We start from the raw sequence: 25,767 nt of genomic DNA, 5'->3' as shown, positions 1-25,767 counted from the left end.
ACAGACCTTTCAGGTGTCTGGATGTACGACGGGTTGCCCCGGACCATTCGGATGGTTGGCGGTGAGGTGATCGGGGACGCGCTGCGCGACCAGGACGAACAGCAGTCCCGCGGTCAAGGTGTCGCTGGCCCGGCCGGCGAAGAACTCGGTCCACGTCCCACCGGCCGCCGTACCGGTGTCGACGACCACCTCGGCGACTCGCCCGATCGGCGAGTTCACGACACCGGTGATCGCGACGGTCAGGGCGTCTTGGGCCTTCGACTGCTTGATGAACTCCAACGTGGTCGGATCGGTCCCGGAACGCGTGACGACGAGTGCGACATCGCCCGGGGCCAGCAGCCCTCCCGCGATCTGCGCCGACTGCGGTCCGTCGAAGAACCACACCGGGATCCCGATCCGCAGCAGCCGGATGTACAGCTCGCGCGCCGGGATCGCGTCACCCCATTCGCCGTAGATATGCGTACGGCGAGCGCCCGCGATGGCATCGGCGACCCGCGTCGCGGCGGCCAGGTCGATCGCGCCCAACGCATTGCGGAGAGCGTTCGCCTGGGTCGACGCCAGCACGTTCAGGACCTGCTCGGGCGGATCCGCCGGCCCGATCGCCAGGCCTATGTCACTCGCCCAGCCCGCCTCGAGACCCCGGCCGATCTCCATCGCCAGAGCGGCCCGGAGCGCGGGGTAACCGGCGAACCCGAGATGCGTGGACAGCCTGGACACGGTCGCGGCCGAGGTCTGGGCGCTCTCGGCCAGCTTGGTGATCGACCCACGCGCAACCTCGTCCGGGTTCGCCAGGATGTGCTCGGCGACCCGCTGCGTCGCGCCGTGCAGATCCGGCAGCGCACGTCTGACCAGCTGCAGTGGACTTGGGCTGTCGGCTCTCTCCATCGAAGATCCCATTCAGCGATCATCACGTATAGACGAACTGGGCACTCGCCACACCATCGGTGTCGCTCACCACGCGGACCCAGTGCGCACTGAACCCGGGCGCGAAGACGTACGTCCGGATCCGCCCCGGCTCGACCGTCAGCCGCTCGACCGCACCGAACCGCCCATGCCCGTGGAAGTCGATCTCGACCGTGACCGTCAGCGACTCCGCACCGAAGCACTCCAGGTGCAGGCACTTCCCATCGAAGCCGGTCATCAGATACGGATCGGACGGCACACCGGCTTCCACCGGTGTCTCCCACCACGGACCGCCCCAGCCGGCCGGTTTGCCGAAGCTCCAGAGGTCGTCCGTCTTCCCGAACCACAGCCCGGACTGCGGCTCGGCCGTGGTCGGGCTGAGCCCGTGACTCGGTGACGCGTTGTCGGCGCCGGCGACGAGCATCCCGCGCCACGAGCAGAAGTCGCCCAGTACCCAAAGGTGGGTCGAAACCGGCCGCACCCCCCAGATCCGCCCGCCGTATGCCCAGGGCGACAGTTCGTAGAACATGCCGTGGTGGTCGAGCAGCAGCCGTTCGTGTTCGACCTCCCGGATACGCGGCCACTCGGTCTGCCACTTGTGGTCGAAGCAGTGCGACGCCTTGGGCAACCGGTACCGCGTCCAGCGCTGGTCGGCCTCGGTGAACACCTCGAGAATCGCCGACGCCCGGTCCCAGCCCGCCGCGAAAATGGTGCCGCCGAATTCGTGCCGGCCACCGATCGCGGTGAACGGATCCGCCCTGAGCACCTGCCATGACCGACCGTCGTACTCGGCCAATCGTCCCCGCGAACGGACGCCGGCCCACTCGGGTTCGGCGTACTCGTTGGAACAAACCACCAGCCGGCCGAAGCTGGTGTAGCAATCCTTGTAGTGGACCTTCATCTCACCGTCGGTGCCGAGTTCGTCGTTGAGGTCGAAGAGCCGGGTGCATTCGTAGGTCGTCAGGTCCAGCTCGAGCAGCTCACCCTCCATCGCGAGGACGTAGACATGGGTATCCGGCTTCGTCAGGTGTCGCGACGTGCCGCAGACTCGCAGCGGCTGGAGCTCGGGGATGGTGACGATCTTGTGATCGGTGTCGATGACGTGCGGTCCGAGGACCAGCTTCGAGGTCGGGTAGTGCACGAACCGGTTGGTGTAGGTGCCGTCCACGCCCAGCGTCTCCGGCACGATCTCCATCGACAGGTCCTGGTCGATCCGGCGCAGGCTCACCCCGGCACCGGACGGCGCCTTGTGCGAGTTGTAGTTCTGGACGTAGAGCTTCCCGTTCCACGGCATCAGCGAACCGACGCCGAGCTCGCTGCGCGGCGGACCGAAGTCGCCGACCTGGGCGAGATGCGGGAAGACACCTGAGACGTTCACAGCAACTCCCTACTTGATGCCGGTATGGGTCATCGCGGCGATGAACCGGCGCTGCAGCACGACGAAGACGATGAGCACGGGCACGATCGAGATCACGGACGCCGCCATGGTCAGCCCGGGCGCGATCTGCCCTTGCTCGTCGACGAAGTTGGTCAGGCTGAGCGGCAGCGTGTAGCGATCCGGATTGCTGATCAGCACCAGCGGCGTCTCGTAGTCGTTCCACGACCAGACGAACGCCAGGATGCCGAGCGCGCTGAGCACGGGTGTTGCCAACGGCAAGTAGATCCGGGTGAACACGCGCCACTCGTTCGCGCCGTCCATCCGCGCCGCCTCGGCGAACTCCGCCGGCTGGCTGATGAAGAACTGCCTCATCAGAAACGTGCCGAGCACGGTGAACATGCCGGGCAGAATCAGCGCCCACAACGTGTCGTACAGTCCGAGCCGCTGGAAGTAGATGAACCGCGGCACGAGTAGCAGCTGCGCCGGGATGATCGCGGTCGCCAGGTACAACAAGAACAGCTTGTCGCGGCCCCTGAACGACATTCGCGCGAACGCGTAGCCGGCCATCGTCGCGGTGACCAGTTCTCCGGCTACTCGCAGCACGGCGACGAACACGGACCGGCCGAAAGCGGGCAGCACCGAGGTGGCACCGGAGAGCACGGTGGTGAAGTTGTCCCACAGGAGTGGATCGGGGATCCACTGCATCGGGATCTTGTAGGCATCGACGTCCGCCTTGAGTGCGGTCGACAACATCCACGCGAACGGAGCGAGGAAGGCGATTGCCAGGATCCACAGCGGGATGCCCCAGTACCACTTCGACTTAGTCATGCTGCGTTCAGTCATTGAGGGCCCTCCCTCGCTGGGCCCGCCAGGTCAGCAGGGTCAGGATGAGTACGCCGGCGAATGTCACCAGGCCGATCGCGGACGCGTATCCGAACCGGTAGAACTGGAATCCCGTCTGGTACATGTAGTAGGAGATCGTGGTGGTCGAGTCACCCGGACCACCCGCAGTGATCAACGCGATCAGGCCGAAGCCCTGCGACGCACCGATGATCAGCGTCACCGCCAGGAAGATCGTTGTCGGCAGCAACGATGGCCAAGTGATCACGCGGAACTTCGCCCACGCGCCGGCACCGTCGATGTCGGCCGCCTCGTACAGCTGCCGCGGCGCGTCCTGCAACGCCGACAGGTAGATCAGCGAGCAGTAGCCGACACCACCCCAGACCATCACGATCAGCGCCGGCAGCGCCCAGTGCGACGATGCGAACCACGCCGGCTCAAGGCCGAAGGCGCCGAGCACCTGGTTGACCAGGCCGGCCGTCGGGTTCATCAGCATCAGCCAGGTCATGCCGATCGCGACCACGTTCACGATGTACGGCAAGAAGAAGATCGCCCGCAGTGCGGCGCGCCCCGGGAGCGGCCGGTTCAGCGCGATGCCGAGAGCCAGCCCGAGTACGACGGTCAGCGGTACGGACAACCCGACGTACACCATCGTCAGGCCGACCGCGTTCCAGAAGCCCGGGTCACGGGCGATCGCGACGAAGTTGTCCACGCCGGTGAACGTGATGCCGCCGAGACCGGACACCAGGTTCCAGTCGGTGAAGGCAAGCACGATAACGCTGATCAATGGAGTCAGTGTGAACGCGATCACGCCGAGCAGGTTCGGGGCGATGAACAGGAACCCGATCCAGCCCCTCGGCTTGATCCCGGGCTCCTTCCCGGTCCGTGCTGCCGACGCCGCGGCGACGGTGGCGGTGGCGGTGGCGGTGGCCATCACGAACTCCTCTCGTCACGATCGATCGCGGCGTCGGCGAGACGCCGTACCTCACGAATCGCCGCGCCGGGGTCCAACTCGCCGAGCCAGCACAGGTCGCGCTGCTGCTTCACCGCGAGGCTGATCTCCGGGAACGCGGTCAGCCGGGTGTCGGTCGCGAGCTTGGGATCCGCGTCCAGGACGACGCGGCGGAACGACTCGACATCGAAGAACTTGCCAGGCTCCTTGCCGAGCATGCCGGTGATCACCTGGTCGTCGGTGACGTTGCCGAGGGTGGGCAGCTTGCCGGCCCTGAGCATCGGCGCGGACCCCTCGGTCAGCCAGAACTTCACGAACTCCCAGGCGGCGTCTGACTTGGGCGAGTTCGGATTGATCATCACAAAGTTGCTGTAGCTGCCGCCGTTCCAGTCCTTGCCGTCGACCGTGGGCGGCGGCGCGAACGAGACCTTGAAGTCGTGCGGGTACTTCTTGGCGTCGTAGAGGTAGCGAAGGTTGAACGGCGCCGTCGGCCAAAGGTGGAACTCCTCACCGAGAAACGAGTTCTGCTGGTATGCGTCGAGGTGACGCGACAGCACCTCGGTCCACGGGAACGCGGACCCCTCGGCGATCATCTCCTGGCCGAGCCGGAAGCCCTGCACGAAGTGCGGCTCACCGAAGTTCGACCGATCACCGTCGTACCAGTAGTTGGGACCGAGCGCGATCCGGGCGACGTCGGGGATCGTGTACGCGCCGATGGTGTCATCGCGCGTGAGTTTTCGTGCTGTGGCGCGGTAGTCGTCGATCGTCCACTGCCGTGGGAGCTCGACACCGGCCCGCTGTCTGAGCTTCTCGTTGAACAGGACGAAGGCCGGCTCGCGCGCGCTGGCGAGCGCCTTCACCTTGCCGTTGTCGATGTACGCCCGCGGCTCCACGGTGTCGAGGAACGGCTGCAGCTGCGGATCCTGCTTGATCCGGTCGGTCAGGTCCGCCGCCAGCCCGGACCCGGCCCGCAGGGCCATCGACGCCTGCGTGTAGGTGAAGTACACGTCGATGTCCAGCCCGCCCTGCAACGCGGTGTCCAGCTTCAGATTGCCCCGGGCGTCGTTGACGAACCGCGTGTAGTTCACCTCGTACTGCGGGAACTTCTTCTGGAACGCCTCCACCACCGCTGCCGGCCCTGACGCCGCCGGCACCCCGCCCCACACCTGCAAAACACTCGACCGCGCTCCGCCACCGGTGCACGCCGGTACCGCCACCGCGGCGGCCGCCGCCCCAATCCCGGCGAGCACCTCCCGCCGCGAGAACCTTTTGCGCCTCACACTCCACCTCCCATCAGATGTCGCAAAAGATTATCCACTGGGACGAGGCTTGCCTACCCCTGGCGCAAATGATTTTCACGAGCGGGCAGGGAGGCTGACGAGCTCAACGCCGTACGGCTCGAGCGAGACCGGCTCGATCTCGCCGGACCCGCGGGTACGCAGGCCGACCTTGAGAGCCTCCGGGGACTCACTCACAACGAGGGCGAACCGCCTGCCGTCGGCGTGCTCGATGATGTCGGCGAACGCGTTCGGATCGTCGATCACCACATCGGGCAGCGCGCCCGCGAGCTCGGCGGCCGCTCGATAGAGCCGGACGGTGGCGTCCGGGTTGACCCGCGGGGTGCGCGCGGCGAAGTACTCCACGGGGTAGGTCGCGAGGACGATTCGGCCGGCACCGACGACCCGTTCGAGCAGTGCCGGACGGTCGTGCGAGTCTCGCGCGACCACGCGGGCGTCGACTGGCTCCACGGGCAGCATGCAGCGGCCGTCCGGCGTGCCACCGGCGGCGAAGGTCAGGCTGTCACCCGGTCCGAGATCTCCGAAGTGTTCGGTGAAGTGCCACGTCACGACCGGGTCGGTCACTGGCTCGGTCAGTCCGTAGCGCAGCAGCTTCCGCACACCGGCGAGCTTGTCCAGCCCAGGCCACCACGGCCCGCGCTGCACTGGCGTCTCACCGCTCGAGTACGTGATCAGCACTGTGGAGCCCGCCTCGGCAGCCTCGGCGAGTGCTCTCCAGGCGGGCGCGGTCAGTGCCTTGACGGACGGCACCAGGAGGAGCTTTGCCGCTGGTACGCCGTCCAGCTCGTGCAGTATCGCGGGGGCGAGGTCAGCCAGCCGGGCGCTGATGTAGCTCTGCAGCAGCGAGTCTCGCACGGCGGCCGCGTCGGCCTCGGTGACAAAAGGGTGGTCGGCCTCGAGGTAGCTGCTCACCACGATCCCGGTGTTGGTCGGCGCCCGGCGGCAGCTCGGCAGGTCAAGCTTGTCGAGCAGTTCCCGGAATCGTTGCAGCTCGAGCAGCTGGGGCTTCGGTCGCCCTTCGGACGTGGTGATGCCGAAGTGCATCTCGAACGGGTGGTGCCGGTACGGATCTTGATCCGGCAGGTCGAAGTCGGTGTTGTTCCACGCGATCCAGCCGGTCGCACCAGCGAGCAGCGTCGTGTGCAAGACCTGCCTGTAGTAGTCCGCTGCGCCTTCGTCGGAAACGAAGTCGCTGCTGAGGCCGAACTCCTCCATCACGACCGGCCGGCCGAACCGGGCCAGCAGCTCCGCGTGCATCGCCGGGACGAAGTGCTGCCGGATGGCGTCGTCGGTCATGTGGTAGTTGTGCGGCCCCAGCCAGTCCACGAGCGGGGACAGGTCGCGGATCCGGAAACCGTTGTCGGAACCCGTGACCTCGCGCCCCCAGGCGCCGTCGCCGATCGACACCGGTTGGACACCACCGGCCGCGCGGACCGCCTGCACCATCAGGCCTGCCCATGCGGTCACCGCCTCGTGGCCGGGACCCGTGGTGTCACCACTCGTCGGGGCGCCGCCGCTACCGCCGTACAGCGGCATCTCGTTCGAGATCAGCCAGCCCACCACTGCCTCATGTCGCTGGAAGCGGCGGACCATCTCACGGATGAACCATGCCTGCCGATCCACCATCCAGACGTCGCGGTAGAGGTCCCGGCCGTTGCGCCACACCGGATCCCAGTTCTCACCGGACATGTGGCCGACGATGAAGGTCGGGATGGTGCCGAGACCCGCCTCCGTATGCAGGTCGAGAAACCGGCCGAACCGGGCGCAGAGCTCCTCGTCGACCCGGTCCGGCACCGGGTGGAAGTCGGGCCAGTAGAAGAACGACCGGGTCAGGTCGAGGCCGTGCTCCGCAAGAACGCCGAGCTCCTCGCGAACCAAGGACTCGTCGAAGGTCCGCCACATCAGCGGACCGCCCTGCCGGGACCAGAAGTTGGCACCCAGCAAGGTCAGTCCGCCTGTCGGCAGCTGGACCGCCGGGCGGACGAGAGGAAGCAGAGGGGACATGTGGCATCTCCTGTACGTCGTTGGGTGGCCGACGACAGGTCGTCGGCTGCACGTAGTGCGGCGGCGTCAGCCTCCGGTGGACCGTCGCAGCCGCAGCTCGGCGCCGATGGTGAACTGCTGCACGACCTCCTCGTTGCGGAGCTGTGCGAGCAGCATCTGCGTAGCCACCTTGCCCATTCGGCGGTAGTCGCAGTGCACCGTCGTCAGCGGCGGTGTGACGTAATTGGCCAGGCTGATGTCGTCGAAGCCGGCCACTGCGATGTCCTCGGGCACCCGAACACCCCGCTCCGCGAGAACGGACATCCCGGCTATCGCCATCAGGTCGTTGGCATAGAAGATCGCGGTGGGTCGCGGCGAGTGGTCCAGCAGTTCACGAGTGGCCCGCCCGCCTCCGTCGGCGGTGAAATCGCTGACGACCACCGGCCCGGGTGTCAGCCCTCCATCCAGCACCGCCTCCGCCCAGAGTTGCTGCCGCCGGCGCGCATGCCGCAGGCCAGGCGGGCCGGCAACGTGCGCGATGGTGCGATGGCCGTTGTCAATGAGATGCCGGACCAGAGCGCGGATCTCGCCCGCCGCACCGGTACGAACCGACGGGAACGGGCAACCGCGGCCCGGCGAGCCGGCCACCACGACAGCGGCGCCCAGTTGGGTGAGCCATTCGAACCGGGGGTCGCGGTGACGCAGGTCGGTGAGCACGAAGCCGTCGACGCGACGCTCGCCGATGAGCTCGGCGTAGCACTCGCGCTCGGTGGTCGCGTCGTTGACGAATCGCAGCACTGCCGCGTAGTTCGCCTCCGACAGCACGCTCTCGATCCCGGACAGCAGCGCGGGAAAGAACGGGTCGAGCTCGAGCAGCTCCGCGGGCCGGCGCATCACCAGGCCGACAGCGCGCGCCGGGCCGCCGCTGACGGCGCGGGCCGCGGTGCTCGGCATCCAGCTCAGCTCGGCAGCGGCAGCGCGGATCCTCGCCATCGTGTCCGGGCTGATGCCCTTGCCACCGTTGAAGGTCTTGGACACCGCCCCCTTGGACACACCGGCCAGGGCAGCCACATCCGAGATCGTCGGACGCCTCCGCGCGTCTCGCTCTTCGGTCATCCGAAGCACCTGGCCGGCCTGCGGCTCGTCGAGCATCTCAGCACCACCATCGGAGGTGTCTCCCGTCGGTTCTCGTGGACCTGGCCGGTCCGCTTGGAAGTATACCGGTTTCCGAGCGCGGCCGACTATGAGAACTCGCAAGTCGCCGGAGTCACCGCAGAAACCTAGGCAGGTAACGGCATCACACTTCTACCCGCAGCAGGTGTTGACCCGAGTCGGCACCGATGCTAGCTTCCAGTTCAACCGGTTTACCAAACAATCCACGATGGTTCGAAAACGAGAAACATTGCAGCCGTCGGCAACGTCGCAGACGGTAACTGGCTCATTCCGGGACATTTCGGAAGAGCCACCCGCACGGAATAGCGCCCGATCCTGGATACCGATGATCGTCGCCGCATCGGCCGCGAATTCCACGCCAAGCGCTGCCCACTTTCACGTTGTTCCGTGACCTTGTCCGGGCGCCGACTTCGATTCCGGCCACAACGGCCAGGCGGCCTTGGCCGGCCACGCCAACCCGAGTTGTCCACACTTCTGAATGGAGTCCAGCGAATGAGAGCGCGATGGGTGAGAATTGCCGCCTGCGGTGTCGCGGGCGCACTGGTACCCGCCCTGGCAGCATGCTCGGCGTCGGAACCTGCCGATGACCAAGTGACCATCACGGTGGCGGATCTGCCGCCGACAACGCAGGCCAAGTCGCGCCAGCAGTTCCTGGACCAGGTGGCCGCATTCGAGCGCGACAACCCGAAGATCAAGATCAACGCCACCGACTCACAGTGGGAAGCCAAGACGTTTGCCGCCCGGCTGGCCGGTGGTCAGCTCGAGACGGTGTTCATCGTGCCGCTGACCGAACCCCCCGGACTGATCAAGCGGCGTCAGATTGCCGACATCACCGACGAGACCAGGGCGCTGCCGCACGCCGACAAGTTCGAGAGTCGCGCTCTGAAACCGGGGACAGGCCCGGACGGCCGCATCTACGGCCTACCGACCAGTGAGTGGGCGTTGGGCCTGACTTACAACCGGCAGCTCTTCACGAAGGCGGGACTGGACCCGGACAAGCCGCCGAAGACGTGGGACGAGGTCCGCCTGGCCGCGAAGACGATCTTCGAGAAGACCGGGATACCGGGCTACGCGCAGCCCACCACCAACAACACCGGTGGGTGGACGCTCACCGCGATGACTTATACCCACGGCGGCCGGGCCGAGAAAGAAGTCGACGGCAAGCAGGTACCGGCCTTCAATGACGGGCCTGCGCTGGAGGTGCTCGAATGGCTGAAGGCGATGCGGTGGGAAGACGACTCGATCGGCCGCCAGCACCTGCGCAACGGTGCCGACGTACTGAAGGACTTCTCGGCCGGCCGGATCGGCATGACGATCGCAACACCGAGCACGTACGGCGACCACATCACCAAGTACAACGGCGATCCGGCGATGTTCGGCGTCACCGCGCTCCCCTCGGGTGGCACCGCCGCGACCCTGCTCGGCGGCAAGATGGCCGTGGTCAGTCCCAAGGCCGGCACCGCCGAGCGCGCCGCCGCGGTGAAGTGGATCGACTTCCGCTACCTGCGGCCGAAGTACGACACTACGGCCGCCGAGGAGCGCGCGAAAGCCAACGCGGCGGACGACATCCCCGTCGGTATACCGGCCGTGCCGTTCTACCAGCCCCAGGTCGTCGATCCCGTACTGGAGATCGAACGCCGGCATGCGAACGTTCCACTGAACAGCTTCAAGTCGTACGCCGCCGGCGTGGCGACCCAGGACTACGTCCCCGAGCCGCCGGTCGCCGGGCAGGACGTCTACGCCGCTCTCGACGTCGCGGTCCAGGCGGTGCTCACCCGCAAGGACGCCGATCCGGCGACCGAGTTGCGCAACGCCGAGGAGAAGGTGGCCCCGATCCTCGAACGGGCCCAGCGGTGACCGAACTGCAGCAGCGGCAAGCGCCGACACGGGCCGCCGGCGCGGCGACCCGGTCGGCGTACCACCCGCCGCCGCCGCGACGACGGTTCCGCCGGGGCTTCGGTCTCGGCGGGCTGATCACCTTGCTGCCGCTGTTGCTGGTCTTCGGATACTTCGGGTGGTGGCCGATCGGCCAGAGCGTGATGCTGAGTCTGCAGCAGACCAACCTGGTGGATCCGCCGACGTGGGTCGGAGTCGACAACTTCCGGTACTTGTTCGCGGACCCCCTGCTGTGGACCACCTTGCGGAACACGGCATGGTTCGTCGTCCTCGCGCTGATCTTCGGCTTCCCTGTTCCGGTCCTGCTGGCGCTCTTCGTGTCGGAACTGCGTCGGTTGGGGGGCGTGTTCCGCGTCCTGGTGTACCTTCCGGTCCTCGTCCCTCCGGTAGTCGCCCTGCTGCTGTGGAAGTGGTTTTACGATCCGGACTTCGGTCTGTTCAACCAGGTCCTCGGCGCGGTCGGTCTCGGCTCGAGTTCGTGGCTGCAGTCGACCGCGACCGCCATGCCCAGCCTGGTGCTCGCGACGACCTGGGCTCATGCCGGCAGCACCGTGTTGATCTATCTGGCGGCGTTGTCCGGCGTGCCGTCGGAACTGTACGAGGCCGCCGAGATCGATGGAGCTTCGATCTGGCGTCGCTTGTGGCACGTGACCTTGCCGCACCTGCGGGGCGTACTGCTGATCATGCTGCTGCTGCAGATCATCGGGACCTTCCAGATCTTCACCGAGCCGTTCATCCTCACCGACGGCGGTCCCGAGGACTCGACCGTGACCATCCTGTTGCTGATCTACCGGTACGCGTTCCTCAACGGCGACTACGGCATGGCAGCCGCGTTGAGCGTGATGCTGGCCATCGTCCTCGCGACGCTGTCCGCGGTCTATCTGCGCCTGACCCGGAAATGGAGCACCACATGAGCACCGAACCCGCCCGCGGCGTTCTCTCGGCCGCAGACCGGCATCGGCCGACGGTGCGTTGGTCCATCCGGGTAGCCACCGCCGTGCTGCTACTGGCGGTCGCGATCGCCGGAGCCGGACCGATCCTGTGGGTGGCCAAAGGCGCGATCTCGCCGTCTCTGGAGCTGCTCCAGGAACCGCTGCGGCTCTGGCCATCGGAGCCGCAATGGGAGAACCTGCTACTCGCGTGGCGGGAGCTGAGGGTCGGGCGTTACCTGCTGAACACCGTGGTGCTCGTTGGCGGATCATGGTTCGTCCAGCTCCTGGTGGCGACCACCGGCGCTTTCGCACTGTCGGTGCTGCGCCCGAGGTACGGACGACTCGTCTACGCCGCGGTGCTCGCCACGCTCTTCATTCCAGGCACCACTTCGCTGGTGGCGCTCTACCTGACCATTCTCGATCTGCCGGTCACGGGTGGCTCGATCGCCAATACACCCTGGGCGGTATGGCTTCCGGCCGGAGCACAGGCCTTCAACGTCTTGATCATGAAGCAGTTCTTCGACGCATTGCCCAGGGAGCTGTACGAGGCCGCGATGGTCGACGGAGCCGGAACGTGGCGGCTGTTCTGGCAGATCGTGATGCCGATGTCCGGCCCGATCGTCGCCGTCGTCTCCTTGCTGGCGGTGATGGGTGCCTGGAAGGAGTTCCTGTGGCCCATGATCGCCATCTCCGACACCGAACAACAGCCACTCGCCGTCGCACTGCCACGGCTGGCCGAGAGCGCGGAGCAGAACCAGGTCATCGCGGGGATGCTCATCGCGACCATTCCCCCGCTGGTCCTCTTCTTCGTGTTCCAGCGCCACATCGTTCGCGGCATCGGTTTCACCGGACTGAAGGGATGAACCAGATGAGGTCGGCACGGACGTACCTTCTGCGCGCACTCGTCGCCGCGCTGTTGTTGATTCTCAGTGTCCACCTCGCTGCCCCCGCCGAGGTCAGGGCCGAGACGGGAACGCCGATCAGGACCGGCAGCTACGTCTACGATCAGGCCCCGACCGCCGGCGCGAGTCCCGACCGAGGCGCCACCGGCCTTGTCGGCCTCTCCGAGGGAGCGCTCACCGACGGCTCGACGACCGCTAGCGCCCAGTGGATCGGGGACGGGCAGCTTCGGTACAAGCAGGTGTCCGTGGTTCTCGACCTTCACCGTGACTACCCGCTGGCTCGGCTGACGCTGGTGAGCAACGCCCCCAACCGCTACTACGGCATCGCGTCGTTCTCCGTCCGGACGCGTCCTGAGGCCGAGCCGGACTTCACCGCAGTCCACACGCAGAGCTGGTACGGAACCGCTGTCCCACTCCCCCAGGGATCGCAGCTGAACCATTCCGTCACCGTCGAGCTCGGCAACCGCCGCGCCCGGTTCGTCATCGTGACGATCACCAGACTGCACGAGTACCAGCACTTGCCGCTCAATGAGATCTCACTGATCCAGGGAACCGGCGACGCCGGGATCGATCCCGCGCCGCCCCTGTCCGCGACAGAGCTGGTCGCCCAGACCACCAGGCCCGTCAAGCAGATCCCCCGCGACGGCATGGTTGATGTCGGCAACTATTACGCCGGGGTCTCCCCTGATGACGGCGTACCCGACAAGGCCGGTGGGCTGATCGGCTTCCAGTACGGCGCGCTGTTCGACCGACGCCTCGGCGACGGGGCCGGTTGGCGCGGGCACGCCACCGCGCCGAAGAACGTCGCCGTCGTCTTCGACCTGTTGCGGGACCAGCCCCTCGATCGGATCACGATCTTCAGCAAGGCGCCGAACCAGTTCTGGGCGTTCGACGAGATCGTGGTGACCTACCGGCCCGAGTCCAGTACCACGTATCGCGTCGCCGGCCGAGCCGTCCGCGCCCGTACCGAGCTCGACTATCGGCTGGACCTCCCGATGGCGAACAAGACGGCCAGGTTCGTACGCATCGAGCTGACCCGCAACAACCAGTACCTCCACATTCCGTTGTCCGAAGTGGAGTTCGCCATCGGCAGCGGTCCGGTCGGGACGGACCCGGCGCCACCGGCAACGACCGACGGCATGCGGCAGGAACTTGCCCGCTACACCAGGCTCGTCGACGAGTACGGCCAGTACCTGTACCAGGACTGGCCAGGCAAGGTGACCTCAGACGCCCAGCTGCGGGAAGACGCCCGGCTGGAGGCCGACCGGCTCGCCGACGTCGCGCCGGACACCGCCCGCTACGACCGGTACGGCGGGCTGAAGGCTCTGGGCAAGCAAGGAGGTACCGGCTTCTTCCGGTTACAGAAGATCGACGGCCGCTGGTGGTTCGTGACCCCGGACGGACATCCGTTCTTCCTCAAGGGTGTCGACTCGATGTCCGACCAGGAATGGGGCTACGGCACGCTCTACCAGAACGCGGACGGCAGCCGGCGAGACGTCTTCGACGCGCTGCCCGACAAAGACCTCTACCCCGGTGCGTACGCAGTAACCGACCGCGGCCACGCAGTGAGTTTCGTCAAGGCCAACCTGATGCGCAAGTACGGCGCGGACTACCAGGACACATGGCGCGACATGACCTACCGACGAATGCTGGACTGGAGCTTCAACGCCCAGAGCAAGTGGGCACGCGACCCACAGATCGTGATGCCGCACATCGACCAGCTGACACCGCCGGCCGACGTGATCCGGGTGTTGTGGGGCATCGACCCGTTCGACCAGGAATTCGCTGCGAAACTCGACCGCCACTTCGACCTCAAGGCTCACCAGAACGACCCGTGGCTGATCGGATACTTCTTCGACAACGAGCGCGGCTGGGACCGCGAGGTGGTCGCGGAGGTGTTGCGTCGCGACAGCGGCCTGCCGGCCAAGCGCGCGTTCGTGTCGTACTTGTCCGACAACTACGACGGCGACCTGACCCGGGTCAATGACATCCTCGGCACCAACGCCGACTCGTTCGAGGCACTCGCCGAGATCGCGATCGAGATCGCGAAAGTGCCGGACAACGACATCAGGAACTTCATCACCAAGGCTTCCAAGGCCTACTACTCCACGATCCAGCGAGCGATCAAGAAGCAGGACCCGAACCACCTGTTCCTGGGCTCCGCGCTCGTGCCGAACTGGCGGTCGGCACCTGAGTGGATCGTCGGAGGCCGCGACCACCTGGACGCCATCTCCCTCGACGTCTACACCGACGACGCGAGCTATCTGACCGCCTACGAGCAGTACGACAAGCCAGTGCTCAACCTCGAGTACTCGTTCAACACGAGTGACCGCGGACTGCGGGCGATCAACGCGGCGGCGCGTGCGGGCTCCATCGCAGAGCGAGGCGCCAAGTTCCGGGCGTTCGTCGAGGCGCAGGCAGCCAGCCCGGTGTTCGTCGGCTCGGGCTGGTTCGTCTACTACGACCAGGCGGTCACCGGCCGGCCGGGAGACGGCGAGAGCTACAACTTCGGCCTCCTCAACCAGCAGGACCAGCCCTACGCCGAGATGACCGATGCGATGCGCGACGCCAACCTGACTCTGGAGCTGGTGCACCGCAACGGCACGGCCGACGTTACGGCGGAGATCGTAGCCGACTCCATCACCGCGCTCGCACCGGTGGACGAGAAGGCTGCGCAGCTGCGACTCCCCCGGTTGGCTCGGCAGTTCCGCTTGACCATCGCGTCAACGGATCGTCCCGACGTCATCGCCCCAAGCGGTGCCGTCACCCAGCCGCCGCGGACAACCGTCGTCACGCTCCAGCTGAAGGTGGTCAGGACAGCCGACAACACCTCCGCGCTCACCCGTCCAATCCAGGTGCGCGTCCCCGCCACCTCGTAGCGACACCTCCAACCACTTCCAGGCAAGGAGACAGCCGCCCATGACAACACGTCGGAACTTCCTCCTCGGGGCATCCGCGATCGCGGCCGCCGGGACGCTCGGCGGAATCCGTGCCCCGCGCGCGACCGCCGTACCCGCAAGCGATGCGACCACCTTGCTGGTGGATCGGTACGGCCAATACCTGCACCAGGACTGGCCGGGCAAGGTCAGCTCGGATGCGCAGCTGCGACGGGAGTACGCCGAGGAAGCCGCGAAGCTCGCCGACATCACCTTTGACGGCGACACCTACGACCGGTACGGCGGTCTGAAGAGTCTTGGCCGGCATTCGGCGACCGGATACTTCCGCTTGGAGAAGGTGGACGGGCGGTGGTGGTTCGTCACGCCGGCCGGTCATCTCTATCTCCTCAAGGCCGTCGACGCGTTCTCCGAGGAGGAATGGGGCTACGGCACCCTGTACAAGAACTCCGACGGCAGCCCACGCGAGGTCTTCGAAGAGCTACCTGACCCGGACCGGTTCGCAGCCGCCTACGCCGTCGTCGAACAGGGGCTCCACACGGTGAGCTTCCTCAAAGCGAATCTGATGCGCAAGTACGGCGACGACTACAAGGACAAGTGGCGCGACATCACCCGGCGTCGCCTCATCGACTGGGGTTTCAATGCCCAGGGCAAGTGGCACCGCGATCCAGCCGTCACGATGCCCTACATCGAACGGGCGCCGACTCCCACCGATGTCATCAAAGTGCTGTGGGCGATCGATCCGTTCGACCCTGATTTCTCCGCGAAGCTGGATCGTGCCTTCATCGACTTCGGTCTCCGGCGGTTCCGCACCGACCCGTGGCTGATCGGATACTTCTTCGAGAACGAGCGCGGCTGGAATCGCGACGTGGTCGCCGCCGTCCTGAGGAGTAACGCCGAGCTCCCCGCGAAGCGAGCATTCGTTCACTACCTGGCGGACGCTTACGATGACGACCTCGCGCGCGTCAACGAGATCCTCGGAACCAATGCACAGTCGTTCCGAGCCCTGGCGGATGAGTCGATCGAGATCAACAGGCTGCCCAGCACGGATCTGCGAGCGTTCATCACCCAAGCGTCGAAGGTCTATTTCAGGGAAGTGCGGAACGCGCTTCAGAAACATGATCCGCACCACCTGTTCCTCGGCTCCTGCTTGGTGCCAACTTGGAGAACGAGCCCGGAATGGAATGCCGGCGGCGCCGAGTTCCTCGATGCGATCTCTTTCGACTGGTATTCAAACAGCGCGGATTACCTACGCCAGTACGGCGTACACGACAAGCCCATCGTCAACCTCGAATATTCGTTCTGCCACCCCGACCGCGGGCTGACCTCGCACAACAACTCGATCACAGCCACCAGCATTGCCAACCGCGGAGAAATGCACAAAGCATTCATCGAAGCGCAGGCCGCAAGTCCGGTATTCGTCGGCTCAGCGTGGTTCCTGCACTACGACCAGCCCGTGACCCGGAAGCCGGGCTCGACAGAGGCGTTCAACATGGGGTTGGTGAATCAGCAGGATCAGCCCTACCACGACATGACGGACCTCATGCGGGACACGAACCGCAACCTGGAGGCCGTTCACCTTCAGGGTTCAACACCAGAACGCTGATCATGCGAAAGGACCCGCAATTGTCCACGGCGCCATTCATCCACTCCTCCACCACTGCCATCCCTCGGACCGTCGGCAACAAGCGTTGCCACAGCGTCCACGAGTTCGGTGCGACCGGCGACGGCGCGACTTTGGACACGATGGCGATCCAGGCCGCGATCGACGCCGCGCACGAAGCAGGTGGCGGCATCGCATACCTGCCGCCCGGCAGATATCTGTCTGGCGGGATCGAACTGAGGACCAACGTGACGCTGCATCTCGAGGCTGGAGCGACATTGCTGGGTAGCACGGATCTGTCGGACTACCCAGCACATGCAGGACCGCCGGCCCACGAGGACGCCAACCAGCGCCACCTGATCTTCGCCCGCGGCGCCGAGAACATCGCCATCTCGGGCCTGGGCACCGTGGACGGCCAGGGACAGGCCTTCTGGGAGCCGGCCGACCGGCCCGCCACGCCGACGGAGGAACTCTGGGCCGATGTGGCGACGCACGACTGGAAGCCCGTCGGCGACAACGACCGCCCGTCCCCCATGGTGGAGCTGGTCGAATGCCGCAACGTACGCGTCGAAGGTGTCACGCTACTGAACTCGCCAGGCTGGACCCTGCGCCCCATCGCGTGCGACACGGTGATGATCCGCGGGATCGTGATCCGCAATCCGATCCATGGCATCAACACCGACGGCATCGACCCGACCGCCTGCCAGAACGTGCTCATCGCCGATTGCGACATCGAGACCGGCGACGACGCGATCTGCCTGAAGAGCGAGAACCCGTACGGACCACTCCGCGTCACCAGCAACATCACCGTCACCAACTGCGTGCTCTCCTGCTGCTGCAACGGCTTCAAGCTCGGAACGGCGACCAGGGGCGGCTTCGAGAACATCACCTTCAGCAACTCGGTCATCTACAACCGTGCCGTCCCGCTGAACCAGCGCGTCATCGCGGGCTTCGCCATCGAGATGGTCGACGGCGGCTGGATCGACGGTGTGTCCATAGCGAACATCCGGATGCAGAACGTCCGCACGCCCATCTTCATCCGGCTCGGTAACCGCGGGTGGGGTCAGCCGATACCGACCCCCGGAAGCCTGCGCGGGATCAAGATCTCCGGTGTCCACGCCACCGGCGCCATCCTCACCTCGTCGATCACCGGCATTCCCGGGCGACCGGTCGAAGATGTCACGCTCTCCGACATCCGCATCGAGACCGACGAAGGCGGCGAGCGCTCCTGGACGGATGCGCATGTACCGGAGGAGGTTGCCAGCTATCCCGAAGCCCGCATGTTCGGCCGTCTACCGGCGTACGGGATGTATATCCGCCATGCCCGCGATGTCAGACTGTCCGACGTCGATATCCGGTCCACCGTGCCCGACCCTCGACCACTACTGGTGACCGATGATGTCGAGCAACTCTCTCTTCGTTCGCTGACCGGAACGGGCCCGGGCCCAGGTACTGCGCTGCTCGACCTGCGGGATACCCGTGACGGCAGCCTCCAAGGTTCGACGGCCCCCCACGAAACCGATATCTACCTTCGGGTCAGCGGTGGCAGCTCGGCAGGAATCAGCATGGTCGGCAACGATCTGGCCAGGGCAAGCACCCCGCTCGAGGTCACCACCGAGGTACCGCCGGATGCCGTCCGCTGCGGCGGAAACCTCCATTGACAGCCAGACCCTGGCCCTCGAGCCGTCCAGGCCCCTTGAGCAGCGCGGTCAGTCGACCGCCGGGCCAGATCAGCGTGGGAGAGGCCGACGGTAGCGGCTGGCGACCTGACGGAAGGCGGCTTTGGGGTGCCAGCGGCCTTGGTCATCAGGGTGAGTCTTGACGAGGTCGTACCGTGAGTCGATGCGATGTGGAAACCGGGCGACACGAAGGTGTAGACGAAGCAGCCATGTACGCCGTGCCGGGCGTACAGCTCGATCAACTCGCCCAGATACGCGGCCTGGGTTCGCTCGTCGCGGACGAAGCCTTTCTTGATCCGGGGCGGCACGCTGAACCAGTCCACGTCCTCCCAGTATCCCGACGCGTACGTGATCGGCCCGGCCGGGGTTCGCAGCCTGGAGGCGTTCCGCGGTTGAGCTTCCGATCGCACCTTGAGTATCCGCTACGGCCTCCGGCACCCGGTGGCAGCCTCGCAGGCTGTTCGCCCCGAAATGCTCCCGCACCTCTGGCCGACGGCCACGATGCGCCCGAAGCACAGGTGGCGGTGGTGCGGACGGTGAGGGGCGGGATGGGTGAGAATGAGGGCGTGGGTGGCTCCGTTGGTCGGGGGCGGGAGGCGTTCGCTCGGCAGGATTGGGCGGAGGCGTACGACCTGCTGTCCGCGGCGGGGCAGCTGGAGCGTGCGGATCTCGAGCGGCTGGCGACGGCGGCGTACCTGATCGGCAAAGACGGGGACAGCGCCGAGGTGTGGGCGCGGGCGTATCAGGAGTGTCTGCGCCTCGGTGAGACGCCACGTGCCGCGAGGTGCGCCTTTTGGCTCGCCCTCGCGCTGCTGCTCAAGGGGGATATGGCCCAAGGCGGCGGGTGGCTGGGCCGGGCGCACCGGCTGCTCGAGGACACCCCGCGGGACTGTGCCGAGCAGGGGTATCTGCTGGTACCGGCCGGCCTGCGGCTACTCGCGGCAGGCGATGCCGCCGCCGCGTACGCCACCTTCGGTCAGGCGGCCAAGATCGGCGACCTGTTCGGTGAGCGGGATCTCGTCACGATGGGACAGCTCGGCCAGGGGCAAGCGCTGGTCCAACTGGGCGAATTCGGCAACGCGGCATCGCTGCTGGACGAGGTGATGGTCGCGGTTGTGGCGGGCGAGGTCTCGTCGATCGTCGCCGGAATCGTGTACTGCGCCGTGATCGAGGCCTGCCACGCCATGTTCGACCTACGCCGGGCGCACGAGTGGACGACCGCGCTGACCCACTGGTGCGCGGCTCAGCCCGACCTGGTGCCCTATCGCGGCCAATGCCTGGTGTACCGCGCCGAGGTCATGCAGCTGCACGGCGCATGGTCGGACGCCCTCAAGGAGACTCGTCAAGCGTGTACGACGCTCGCGCAGCAGCCGGCGGCCGGCATGGCGCTCTACCGGTTGGGCGAGCTACACCGGTTGCGGGGCGAGGTGGTGGCCGCCGAGGACGCGTACCGGCAAGCCAACAGATGCGGACGTACGCCGCAACCCGGTCTGGCGCTGTTGCGACTGGCCCAGGGAGACGTGGGCGCCGCGGAGGCGTCGATCCGCACCGCACTAGACGACGCGCACAATCCCGCGGCGCAGTCCTCCTTACTCGCGGCGCAGGTGGACATCACGCTCGCGGCGAACGACGTCCCCGCGGCACGTGTCGCCGCTGACCAGCTAGCGCGGATCGCCGCCGACGTCGACGCTCCCCTGCTGCGCGCGATGTCCGCACACGCCGAAGGAGCGACGATCCTCGCGGAGGGCGACGCCAGGTCCGCTCTCGTCGTACTCCGTCGAGCCTGGCAGGCGTGGCGCGAGCTGGAAGCGCCGTACGACGCTGGCCGCGCCCGGGTGATGATCGGGCAGGCGTGCCGGCAGACCGGGGACGAGGACACCGCGCAACTGGAGTACGACGCGGCGCGCGAGATCTTCCGCGAGCTGGGCGCGGCGCCGGATCTCGCCGAGGTGGAGCGGCGATCGGGAGTAGCCGCATCGAGCTCGGTCAACGGACTGACCCGGCGCGAAAGCCAGGTGCTCGCACTCGTTGCCGTCGGCAAGAGCAACCGGGATATCGCCGCCGAACTGTTCCTCAGCGAGAAGACGGTCGCCCGCCACGTCAGCAACATCCTCGCCAAGCTGGGGATGCGATCCCGGTCCGCCGCCACGGCGTACGCCCACGAGCACCACCTGGTGTAACCGATAGTTTCGGCGCAGGCCCCGTCTTTCCAGGGCGGAGATAGCCCGGACGGTTCGCATTGTTTTCAGGATGACGCTGGGTGCTGCTGGTTCTCGATGTACTGACGGATGATCGACAGCGGCGCTCCGCCGCAGGATGCCGGGCTGGACACCGAGACCGGCGGCCAAAGGGCAGCAACAACCGGGCCAAGGCCCGCATCCGAGTCGCACGGCAGCATGCCCGTGTCGGCGACCGCCGCAGGGACTTCCACCACAAGGCATCCACGCAGATCATCCGCGACAACCAAGCGGTGTACGTGGAAAACCTCGCGGTGTCAGGTCTCGGACGAACCCGCCTCGCGAAGTCCGTGCACGACGCCGGATGGTCGGCGTTCGTCAACATGCTGGAGTACAAGGCCACCAAACACGGCCGGTACTTCGCCAAGATCGGCCGGTTCGAGCCGACCTCCCAGGTCTGCTCCGCATGCAGCATCAAGGACGGCCCCAAACCCCTCAGCGTCCGGGAATGGGTTTGTCGGGAGTGCCGGACCGTCCACGACCGCGACATCAACGCAGCGAAGAACATCCTGGCCGCCGGACGGGCGGACAGGCTAAACGCCTCGCAGAGCGCAGGTAAGACCAGGACGAAGGTCCCGGCACTGCGCGTTGAAGCAGGAACCCACCCCGGCCCGCACACGCGGACAGAAGGAATCCAGGTCCATTGAGGCCTGGAGGACGTCAATACAGAGAAATACCCACTTTCCGCCGACCGCGCGAATTACATATTTCTCCCGGCGCGGCCATGCCGATCGCCGCTCTAGCGTCGTAATCGGACCAGGCGGCCTTCGGGAGGCGGAACAATGATCGGCAACGCAAGCGCACCACACATCGCCGTCCCGGATGGGCTTCCGGGAATGGCCGGACTCATGGCGTACAAGCCGTCGTTGGGCAGCAGGATCCAGGCATTTGCCCAGGAGTTGCTCCGCGGCCCCTCGCCGCTGAGCCCGGGCGAGCGCGAACTGATCGCCGCATTCGTGTCATCACGCAACGAGTGCTACTTCTGCGCACACCTGCATACCGGGGTCGCGGCGTACCTGCTGGACAGTGACCGCGACGCGGTGTGCACCGTGATCGCCGACGTGGACACGGCGCCCGTGAGCGACAAGCTGAGAGCGCTGTTGACGATCGCGGCGAAGGTGGCGAACTCAGGCCGCGACGTCACCTCGGCGGACATCGCCGGCGCTCGCGCCGCCGGCGCCGAAGACGAAGACATCCACGACGCGGTGCTGGTGGCCGCGGCGTTCTGCATGTTCAACCGGTACGTCGATGGGCTCAGGGCGATCACTCCCAGAGACGACGCCGTTTACGACCGCATCGGCAGAGTCCGCGCCGACGACGGCTACCTATCATCACCAACTAGGAGGTAGCAATGAACAGGACACCGCAACTCCGTGGAGCCATCGTCGCCGTTGCTCCGGCGATCCTGCTGGCCGCGATCTTGTACCACCCGTACATCGCGAATCTCACCGACAAGGCAGCGGTCGGTGCGGCGCTCGACGCCGACCACACGCGCTGGGGCTTCTCGCATCTCGCGGTCGGCCTCGCGTCCGGTCTCCTGGTGCTGGCGTTCCTGGCCATCCGGAGCTACCTCCGCGAAGCGGGTGAGGAACGCTGGAGCGCCCGCGGGGTGCCGTTCATCGTCATGGGCAGCACGCTGTTCGCCCTGCTCCCCGCGATGGAGATGGGCAGCATGTCCGGCATCCAGGCGGGGGCCGACCCTCGCGCCGTCCAGGTCGAACTCACAACCTGGTTCACCCCGGTGCTGGTCGTCGGTGCCCTCATCTTCTGGATCGGCACCCTCTTCTTCGCCATCGCCATCGTCCGCAGCCGAGTGCTGAGCCCATCATGGGCCTGGCTCACCGCAGTCGGCCTGGTCGTCATGGCCACCACACGCTTCGCACCACTGGGTGTTGCACTGTACGTCGGTGCCCTGGCCGGCGTGGTGGCGTTCTGGACGCTCGCGTACGAGATGTACCGGTCGCCGGGTTTGGCGCCTCACGCGCAGCAGCAAGCGCCCGCGGACGTACGACGAGGACTTGCCTAGCGTTCCAGCTCGCTTTTGCCAGGCGTAGCCGTCGGCCGGCGGGGACTTCCAACCGCGGCCGACGGCATCGTCACGGCGGCCCGGGCATCCGCGGTCGCAGCCAGGGTTCCTCGAAGGCGCGCGATCTCAGGATCCACCGGACGGAGCTCCGGGAAGGGGTCCTTGGGTGGCGGCAAGACGTCCATCCCCCGGCCCGCTGCGGTCAGGGCGCGGTCCGTCACCGGGCCCGGTGTCGGATTGAAGGTGCCGTTTTCGCCGGGCGTGCGGACCTGTGCGGTGTACCAAACGCGGTCGCCATACGCACGCAACTGCGGGTACTCGACCGCGTAGTACTCCGTGTTCCGCCACGGCTGCTGGCAGACCACGCCGGTCTCGAGCGCGGGGTTCGCCTCCATCGCCGCAGCGGTGTCCCGGGCGTACTGAGCCGACATGCAGGACCAGACCTCGCGCTGGAACGCATAACCGTCACCAGGCCTGGCCTCCTCCATCACGCGGATCTTGGCGTCCAGCTCGGGATCCTCACTGCGCAACGCCTGGAGGTGATCCGGCGACACCTCGGACCACAGCTGCATGCGCTCGATGGTGCCGCCGTCGGTGGTGCTCTCCAGCAACACGATGTCGGGATTCTCGACGGCGATCAGCTCCGCCAGCTGCATATTGCTGAGCTCGCCGTCTTCCGACCGGACCGGATCCCCCGTCTTCGGGTCGAGCGTCGGCCCGGCCCAGAACAGCCGGGTCGCCTCCGGACCGGCGTCCACGTCAAACCAGCGTTCGCCACGCCGGGTGGCCTCGATGCCGTCCGCGAGCCAGTGGGCCAGGTCATGCTGAGACTCCAGCGGTACGCCGCGGGCGACGAGCTCCAGCCGGGCCTGCTCGAACAACGCCTCGCTCTCGGCCACGGTCTTCGGCTCAGGGGTTCGGCTGACCGTAGCTGCGCGTGCGCGATCGAAGTGCTCGGCGTCGAGCACATCCAGAGTCTCGGCCAGCGACCGCTTCACTCGTCGTTGCCTCGACGGCTGCGCACCCGGTGCTGCACGCTCATCGCCGGATGCTTCGGGTCGAACTCCAAGCCGGCGTGCGATGCGTAGAGGTGGAACTCCAGACCTGGTCGTCGCCAGACCGCGAGATACCCGACCTGGCGAGCGTCGTACTCGTCCTGCCACTCCTCGGTCGGGAAGCCCGGGTCCACGCAGCTCCCGACGTACGTCGGCTCCCCCAGCCGACCGCGCACCAGCTCCAGATACCGAGGCCATTGCTGGTGCTGCAAAATCCGCAGCGCCTCGGGATAGTCCTCTTGGCTCAACCTGTACGCCGACCAACCGCCGCGGCTGATCGCGAAGGACGCGGTGTCCGCGCCGACTACCACCAACGAACCGCGCGGGGTCGTGAATGACCACCCGGTCTGCCGCATATCCGCATCCCCGGACACGGGCTCAGCGCTCCACCCCGTCGCCGCCAGCACCCGCTCCCGCAGCTCAGCCAGAGCCGAAGGGCCTCCACCAGCCCGAGGGCCCCAGACGGCTCGCCAGTCAGGCACGTCCGCGACATCGGCCAGCGCAGCCTCGAAGTCGTCGAGCGGCTCGTCCTTGATCTTCACCCAACGCAGTATCACACCGTCACGGACCAACCACCGGTCGCTTGAGCCGGTGGTTAGTCCGCTGCGAGGAGGCCCTATCCCACGGCCGAGCCTGCGTCGAGCTCGCCCGGGCCCTCGGTCAGCAACGCCTAGACCGGCCGGCGTCGGCCAGGGCCTGGTCGAGGATCTCCAGGCCTAGGGACAGCTCGTCTTCGGTGGCGGTCAGGGGTGGCGCGATCCGGAATACGCCGCCCATGCCGGGGAGCTGGACGATGTTCATGTGCAGCCCGAGTTCGAGGCACCGCCGGGTCACCTGGGCGCCGAGTTCGTCGGCGCCGTCCGCGACCAACTCCAGGCCGGCCAGCAAGCCCCGGCCGCGGACGTCACCGACGATCGGATGGCGATCGGCCAGCGTCTCGAGTCCTTGCCGGAGGAAGGTGCCGAGTTTCGCGGACCGTTCGTCGAGCCGGTCCCGGATCAGGACGTCGAGCACGGTGTTGCCGACGGCCGCGACCAATGGATCCGAGACGTGGGTGGTGAAGAAGAGGTAGTCGCGGTCGTGGGCGGCCGCCTCGATCTCGGCGCTGGTGATCACGGCGGCGATCGGGAGACCGGCCCCGAGTGTCTTGGACAGCGTGAGAATGTCCGGTACGACGTCGTCTCGCTCGAAGGCGTACCAGCTTCCGGTCCGGCAGAGCCCGGTCTGCGCTTCGTCGACGATCAGCAGCATCTCCCGCTCGCGGCACTTCTGTTGCAGCGCGGCGAAGTAGCCGACGGGTGGTTCGAGAATGCCGCCGGAGCTCAGGATCGGTTCCACGATGCAGGCGGCGAGGCTGCCGACGGACTGCGCGTCGATCAGGTCGAAGCCGAAGTCCAGTTGCCGTTGCCAGTCGAGTTCGCCGGCCGCGGTGGTGAAGTCCGGCCGGTACGTGTTGGGCGCCGGGATGGCGAAGTTCCCCGGCCCGGCCGGCCCGTACCCCTTGCGCCCGGCACTGTACGTCGCGTTGGCGGCCGCCTGGGTCATGCCGTGCCACGACCGGGCGAACGAGACGATCTCGTGTTTGCCGGTGACGAGCTTGGCCATCCGGATCGCGGCCTCGTTCGACTCCGCGCCCGTCGTCAGCAACTGCACCTTCTCCAGCGGGTCGGGCAGGGTCCCGGCGAGCCGGCGGGCGAGATCGACCACCGGGCGGCTCAGCATCCCGCTGAACAGGTGGTCGAGGGTGCCGATCTGGCGCCGGACCGTGGCGACGATGTCGGGATGCGAGTGCCCAAGGATCGCGCTCATCTGGCCAGAGGTGAAGTCGAGGATCCGGCGGCCGTCCTCGGTGAACAGGAAGCTGCCGGCCGCGCGGTCGATGATCTCGGGGCTGAACGTGCCGGGGCCCGCGTAGCGAACCAGATGCCGGTCGATATCTGTCCAGATCGTCATGCCGACGACGCTAGAGTCCACCCGAACACCACGTCCAGCACACATTCCCGCACTTGCTGTTCA

At 66.8% G+C, this 25,767-nt stretch carries 20 protein-coding genes; 10 read left to right on the top strand and 10 right to left on the bottom strand.

What is annotated here, in order from left to right:
* Positions 1-9: 9 nt before the first annotated feature.
* The 7 genes from OG394_RS03350 to OG394_RS03320 all read right to left on the bottom strand — a co-directional run bounded on the left by OG394_RS03350 (position 10) and on the right by OG394_RS03320 (position 8,470).
* Positions 10-885 carry a MurR/RpiR family transcriptional regulator gene (locus tag OG394_RS03350; protein ID WP_328993333.1) on the bottom strand — a complete coding sequence of 292 codons (876 nt, stop codon included), beginning with the start codon at positions 883-885 and terminating at the stop codon, positions 10-12.
* Positions 886-907: 22 nt separating this feature from the next.
* Positions 908-2,281, bottom strand: a complete 1,374-nt coding sequence (locus OG394_RS03345; RefSeq protein ID WP_328993332.1) for a hypothetical protein — start codon at positions 2,279-2,281, stop codon at positions 908-910.
* A 9-nt stretch (positions 2,282-2,290) separates the two neighbouring features.
* Positions 2,291-3,124, bottom strand: coding sequence for a carbohydrate ABC transporter permease (locus tag OG394_RS03340; RefSeq protein ID WP_328993330.1), 834 nt, complete (start codon positions 3,122-3,124; stop codon positions 2,291-2,293).
* Complete coding sequence (locus OG394_RS03335) at positions 3,117-4,055, bottom strand: carbohydrate ABC transporter permease (protein WP_328993328.1); 939 nt, start codon at positions 4,053-4,055, stop codon at positions 3,117-3,119. Before OG394_RS03335 ends, OG394_RS03340 begins: the two co-directional genes overlap by 8 nt.
* Entirely contained in the window at positions 4,055-5,353 is a 1,299-nt protein-coding gene (locus OG394_RS03330; RefSeq protein WP_328993327.1) for an ABC transporter substrate-binding protein, read from the bottom strand. The genes OG394_RS03335 and OG394_RS03330 overlap by 1 nt, the downstream gene beginning before the upstream one ends.
* 75 nt (positions 5,354-5,428) lie before the next feature.
* A complete protein-coding gene (locus tag OG394_RS03325) occupies positions 5,429-7,375 on the bottom strand; it encodes a cellulase family glycosylhydrolase (RefSeq protein ID WP_328993326.1) in 1,947 nt (648 codons plus the stop codon).
* Between the two features lie 66 nt (positions 7,376-7,441).
* On the bottom strand, positions 7,442-8,470 hold the full coding sequence (locus OG394_RS03320) for a LacI family DNA-binding transcriptional regulator (protein WP_328993325.1): 1,029 nt from the start codon (positions 8,468-8,470) through the stop codon (positions 7,442-7,444).
* A gap of 648 nt (positions 8,471-9,118) precedes the next feature.
* Between OG394_RS03320 and OG394_RS03315 the strand changes: the two genes are divergently transcribed.
* The 10 genes from OG394_RS03315 to OG394_RS03270 all read left to right on the top strand — a co-directional run bounded on the left by OG394_RS03315 (position 9,119) and on the right by OG394_RS03270 (position 22,696).
* Positions 9,119-10,384 (top strand): extracellular solute-binding protein, encoded by a 1,266-nt coding sequence (locus OG394_RS03315; RefSeq protein ID WP_328993324.1) that lies wholly within the window; start codon positions 9,119-9,121, stop codon positions 10,382-10,384.
* Positions 10,381-11,337 carry a carbohydrate ABC transporter permease gene (locus tag OG394_RS03310; RefSeq protein WP_328993323.1) on the top strand — a complete coding sequence of 319 codons (957 nt, stop codon included), beginning with the start codon at positions 10,381-10,383 and terminating at the stop codon, positions 11,335-11,337. Before OG394_RS03315 ends, OG394_RS03310 begins: the two co-directional genes overlap by 4 nt.
* Positions 11,334-12,218, top strand: a complete 885-nt coding sequence (locus tag OG394_RS03305) for a carbohydrate ABC transporter permease (protein ID WP_328993322.1) — start codon at positions 11,334-11,336, stop codon at positions 12,216-12,218. Before OG394_RS03310 ends, OG394_RS03305 begins: the two co-directional genes overlap by 4 nt.
* A 5-nt stretch (positions 12,219-12,223) precedes the next feature.
* Positions 12,224-15,136, top strand: a complete 2,913-nt coding sequence (locus OG394_RS03300; RefSeq protein WP_328993321.1) for a hypothetical protein — start codon at positions 12,224-12,226, stop codon at positions 15,134-15,136.
* A 160-nt stretch (positions 15,137-15,296) separates the two neighbouring features.
* On the top strand, positions 15,297-16,757 hold the full coding sequence (locus tag OG394_RS03295) for a hypothetical protein (RefSeq protein ID WP_328993320.1): 1,461 nt from the start codon (positions 15,297-15,299) through the stop codon (positions 16,755-16,757).
* A gap of 20 nt (positions 16,758-16,777) precedes the next feature.
* A complete protein-coding gene (locus tag OG394_RS03290) occupies positions 16,778-18,415 on the top strand; it encodes a glycoside hydrolase family 28 protein (protein WP_328993319.1) in 1,638 nt (545 codons plus the stop codon).
* A 566-nt stretch (positions 18,416-18,981) separates the two neighbouring features.
* The gene (locus tag OG394_RS03285) at positions 18,982-20,613 is read left to right on the top strand and encodes a helix-turn-helix transcriptional regulator (protein WP_328993318.1); all 1,632 of its coding nucleotides are present in this window, start codon (positions 18,982-18,984) and stop codon (positions 20,611-20,613) included.
* A gap of 80 nt (positions 20,614-20,693) precedes the next feature.
* Complete coding sequence (locus OG394_RS03280) at positions 20,694-21,317, top strand: RNA-guided endonuclease InsQ/TnpB family protein (RefSeq protein ID WP_328993317.1); 624 nt, start codon at positions 20,694-20,696, stop codon at positions 21,315-21,317.
* Between the two features lie 135 nt (positions 21,318-21,452).
* Positions 21,453-22,019, top strand: coding sequence for a carboxymuconolactone decarboxylase family protein (locus OG394_RS03275; protein ID WP_328993316.1), 567 nt, complete (start codon positions 21,453-21,455; stop codon positions 22,017-22,019).
* A 2-nt stretch (positions 22,020-22,021) separates the two neighbouring features.
* Positions 22,022-22,696, top strand: coding sequence for a hypothetical protein (locus OG394_RS03270; RefSeq protein ID WP_328993315.1), 675 nt, complete (start codon positions 22,022-22,024; stop codon positions 22,694-22,696).
* Here the strand turns inward: OG394_RS03270 and OG394_RS03265 are convergent.
* The 3 genes from OG394_RS03265 to OG394_RS03255 all read right to left on the bottom strand — a co-directional run bounded on the left by OG394_RS03265 (position 22,693) and on the right by OG394_RS03255 (position 25,704).
* Positions 22,693-23,694: a hypothetical protein gene (locus OG394_RS03265; protein WP_328993314.1), complete on the bottom strand. Its 1,002-nt coding sequence runs from the start codon at positions 23,692-23,694 to the stop codon at positions 22,693-22,695. The two genes, OG394_RS03270 and OG394_RS03265, sit on opposite strands and share 4 nt — an antisense overlap.
* Positions 23,691-24,293, bottom strand: coding sequence for a hypothetical protein (locus OG394_RS03260; protein ID WP_328993313.1), 603 nt, complete (start codon positions 24,291-24,293; stop codon positions 23,691-23,693). The genes OG394_RS03265 and OG394_RS03260 overlap by 4 nt, the downstream gene beginning before the upstream one ends.
* Before the next feature lie 118 nt (positions 24,294-24,411).
* Positions 24,412-25,704, bottom strand: coding sequence for an aspartate aminotransferase family protein (locus OG394_RS03255; protein WP_328993312.1), 1,293 nt, complete (start codon positions 25,702-25,704; stop codon positions 24,412-24,414).
* Positions 25,705-25,767 lie beyond the last annotated feature (63 nt).

Origin of the sequence: Kribbella sp. NBC_01245 (assembly GCF_036226525.1) — a bacterium.
In the GTDB taxonomy this organism is placed as follows: domain Bacteria; phylum Actinomycetota; class Actinomycetes; order Propionibacteriales; family Kribbellaceae; genus Kribbella.
Note: the sequence above shows the minus strand (reverse complement) of the source record. Positions and strands in the feature narration are given on the sequence as shown.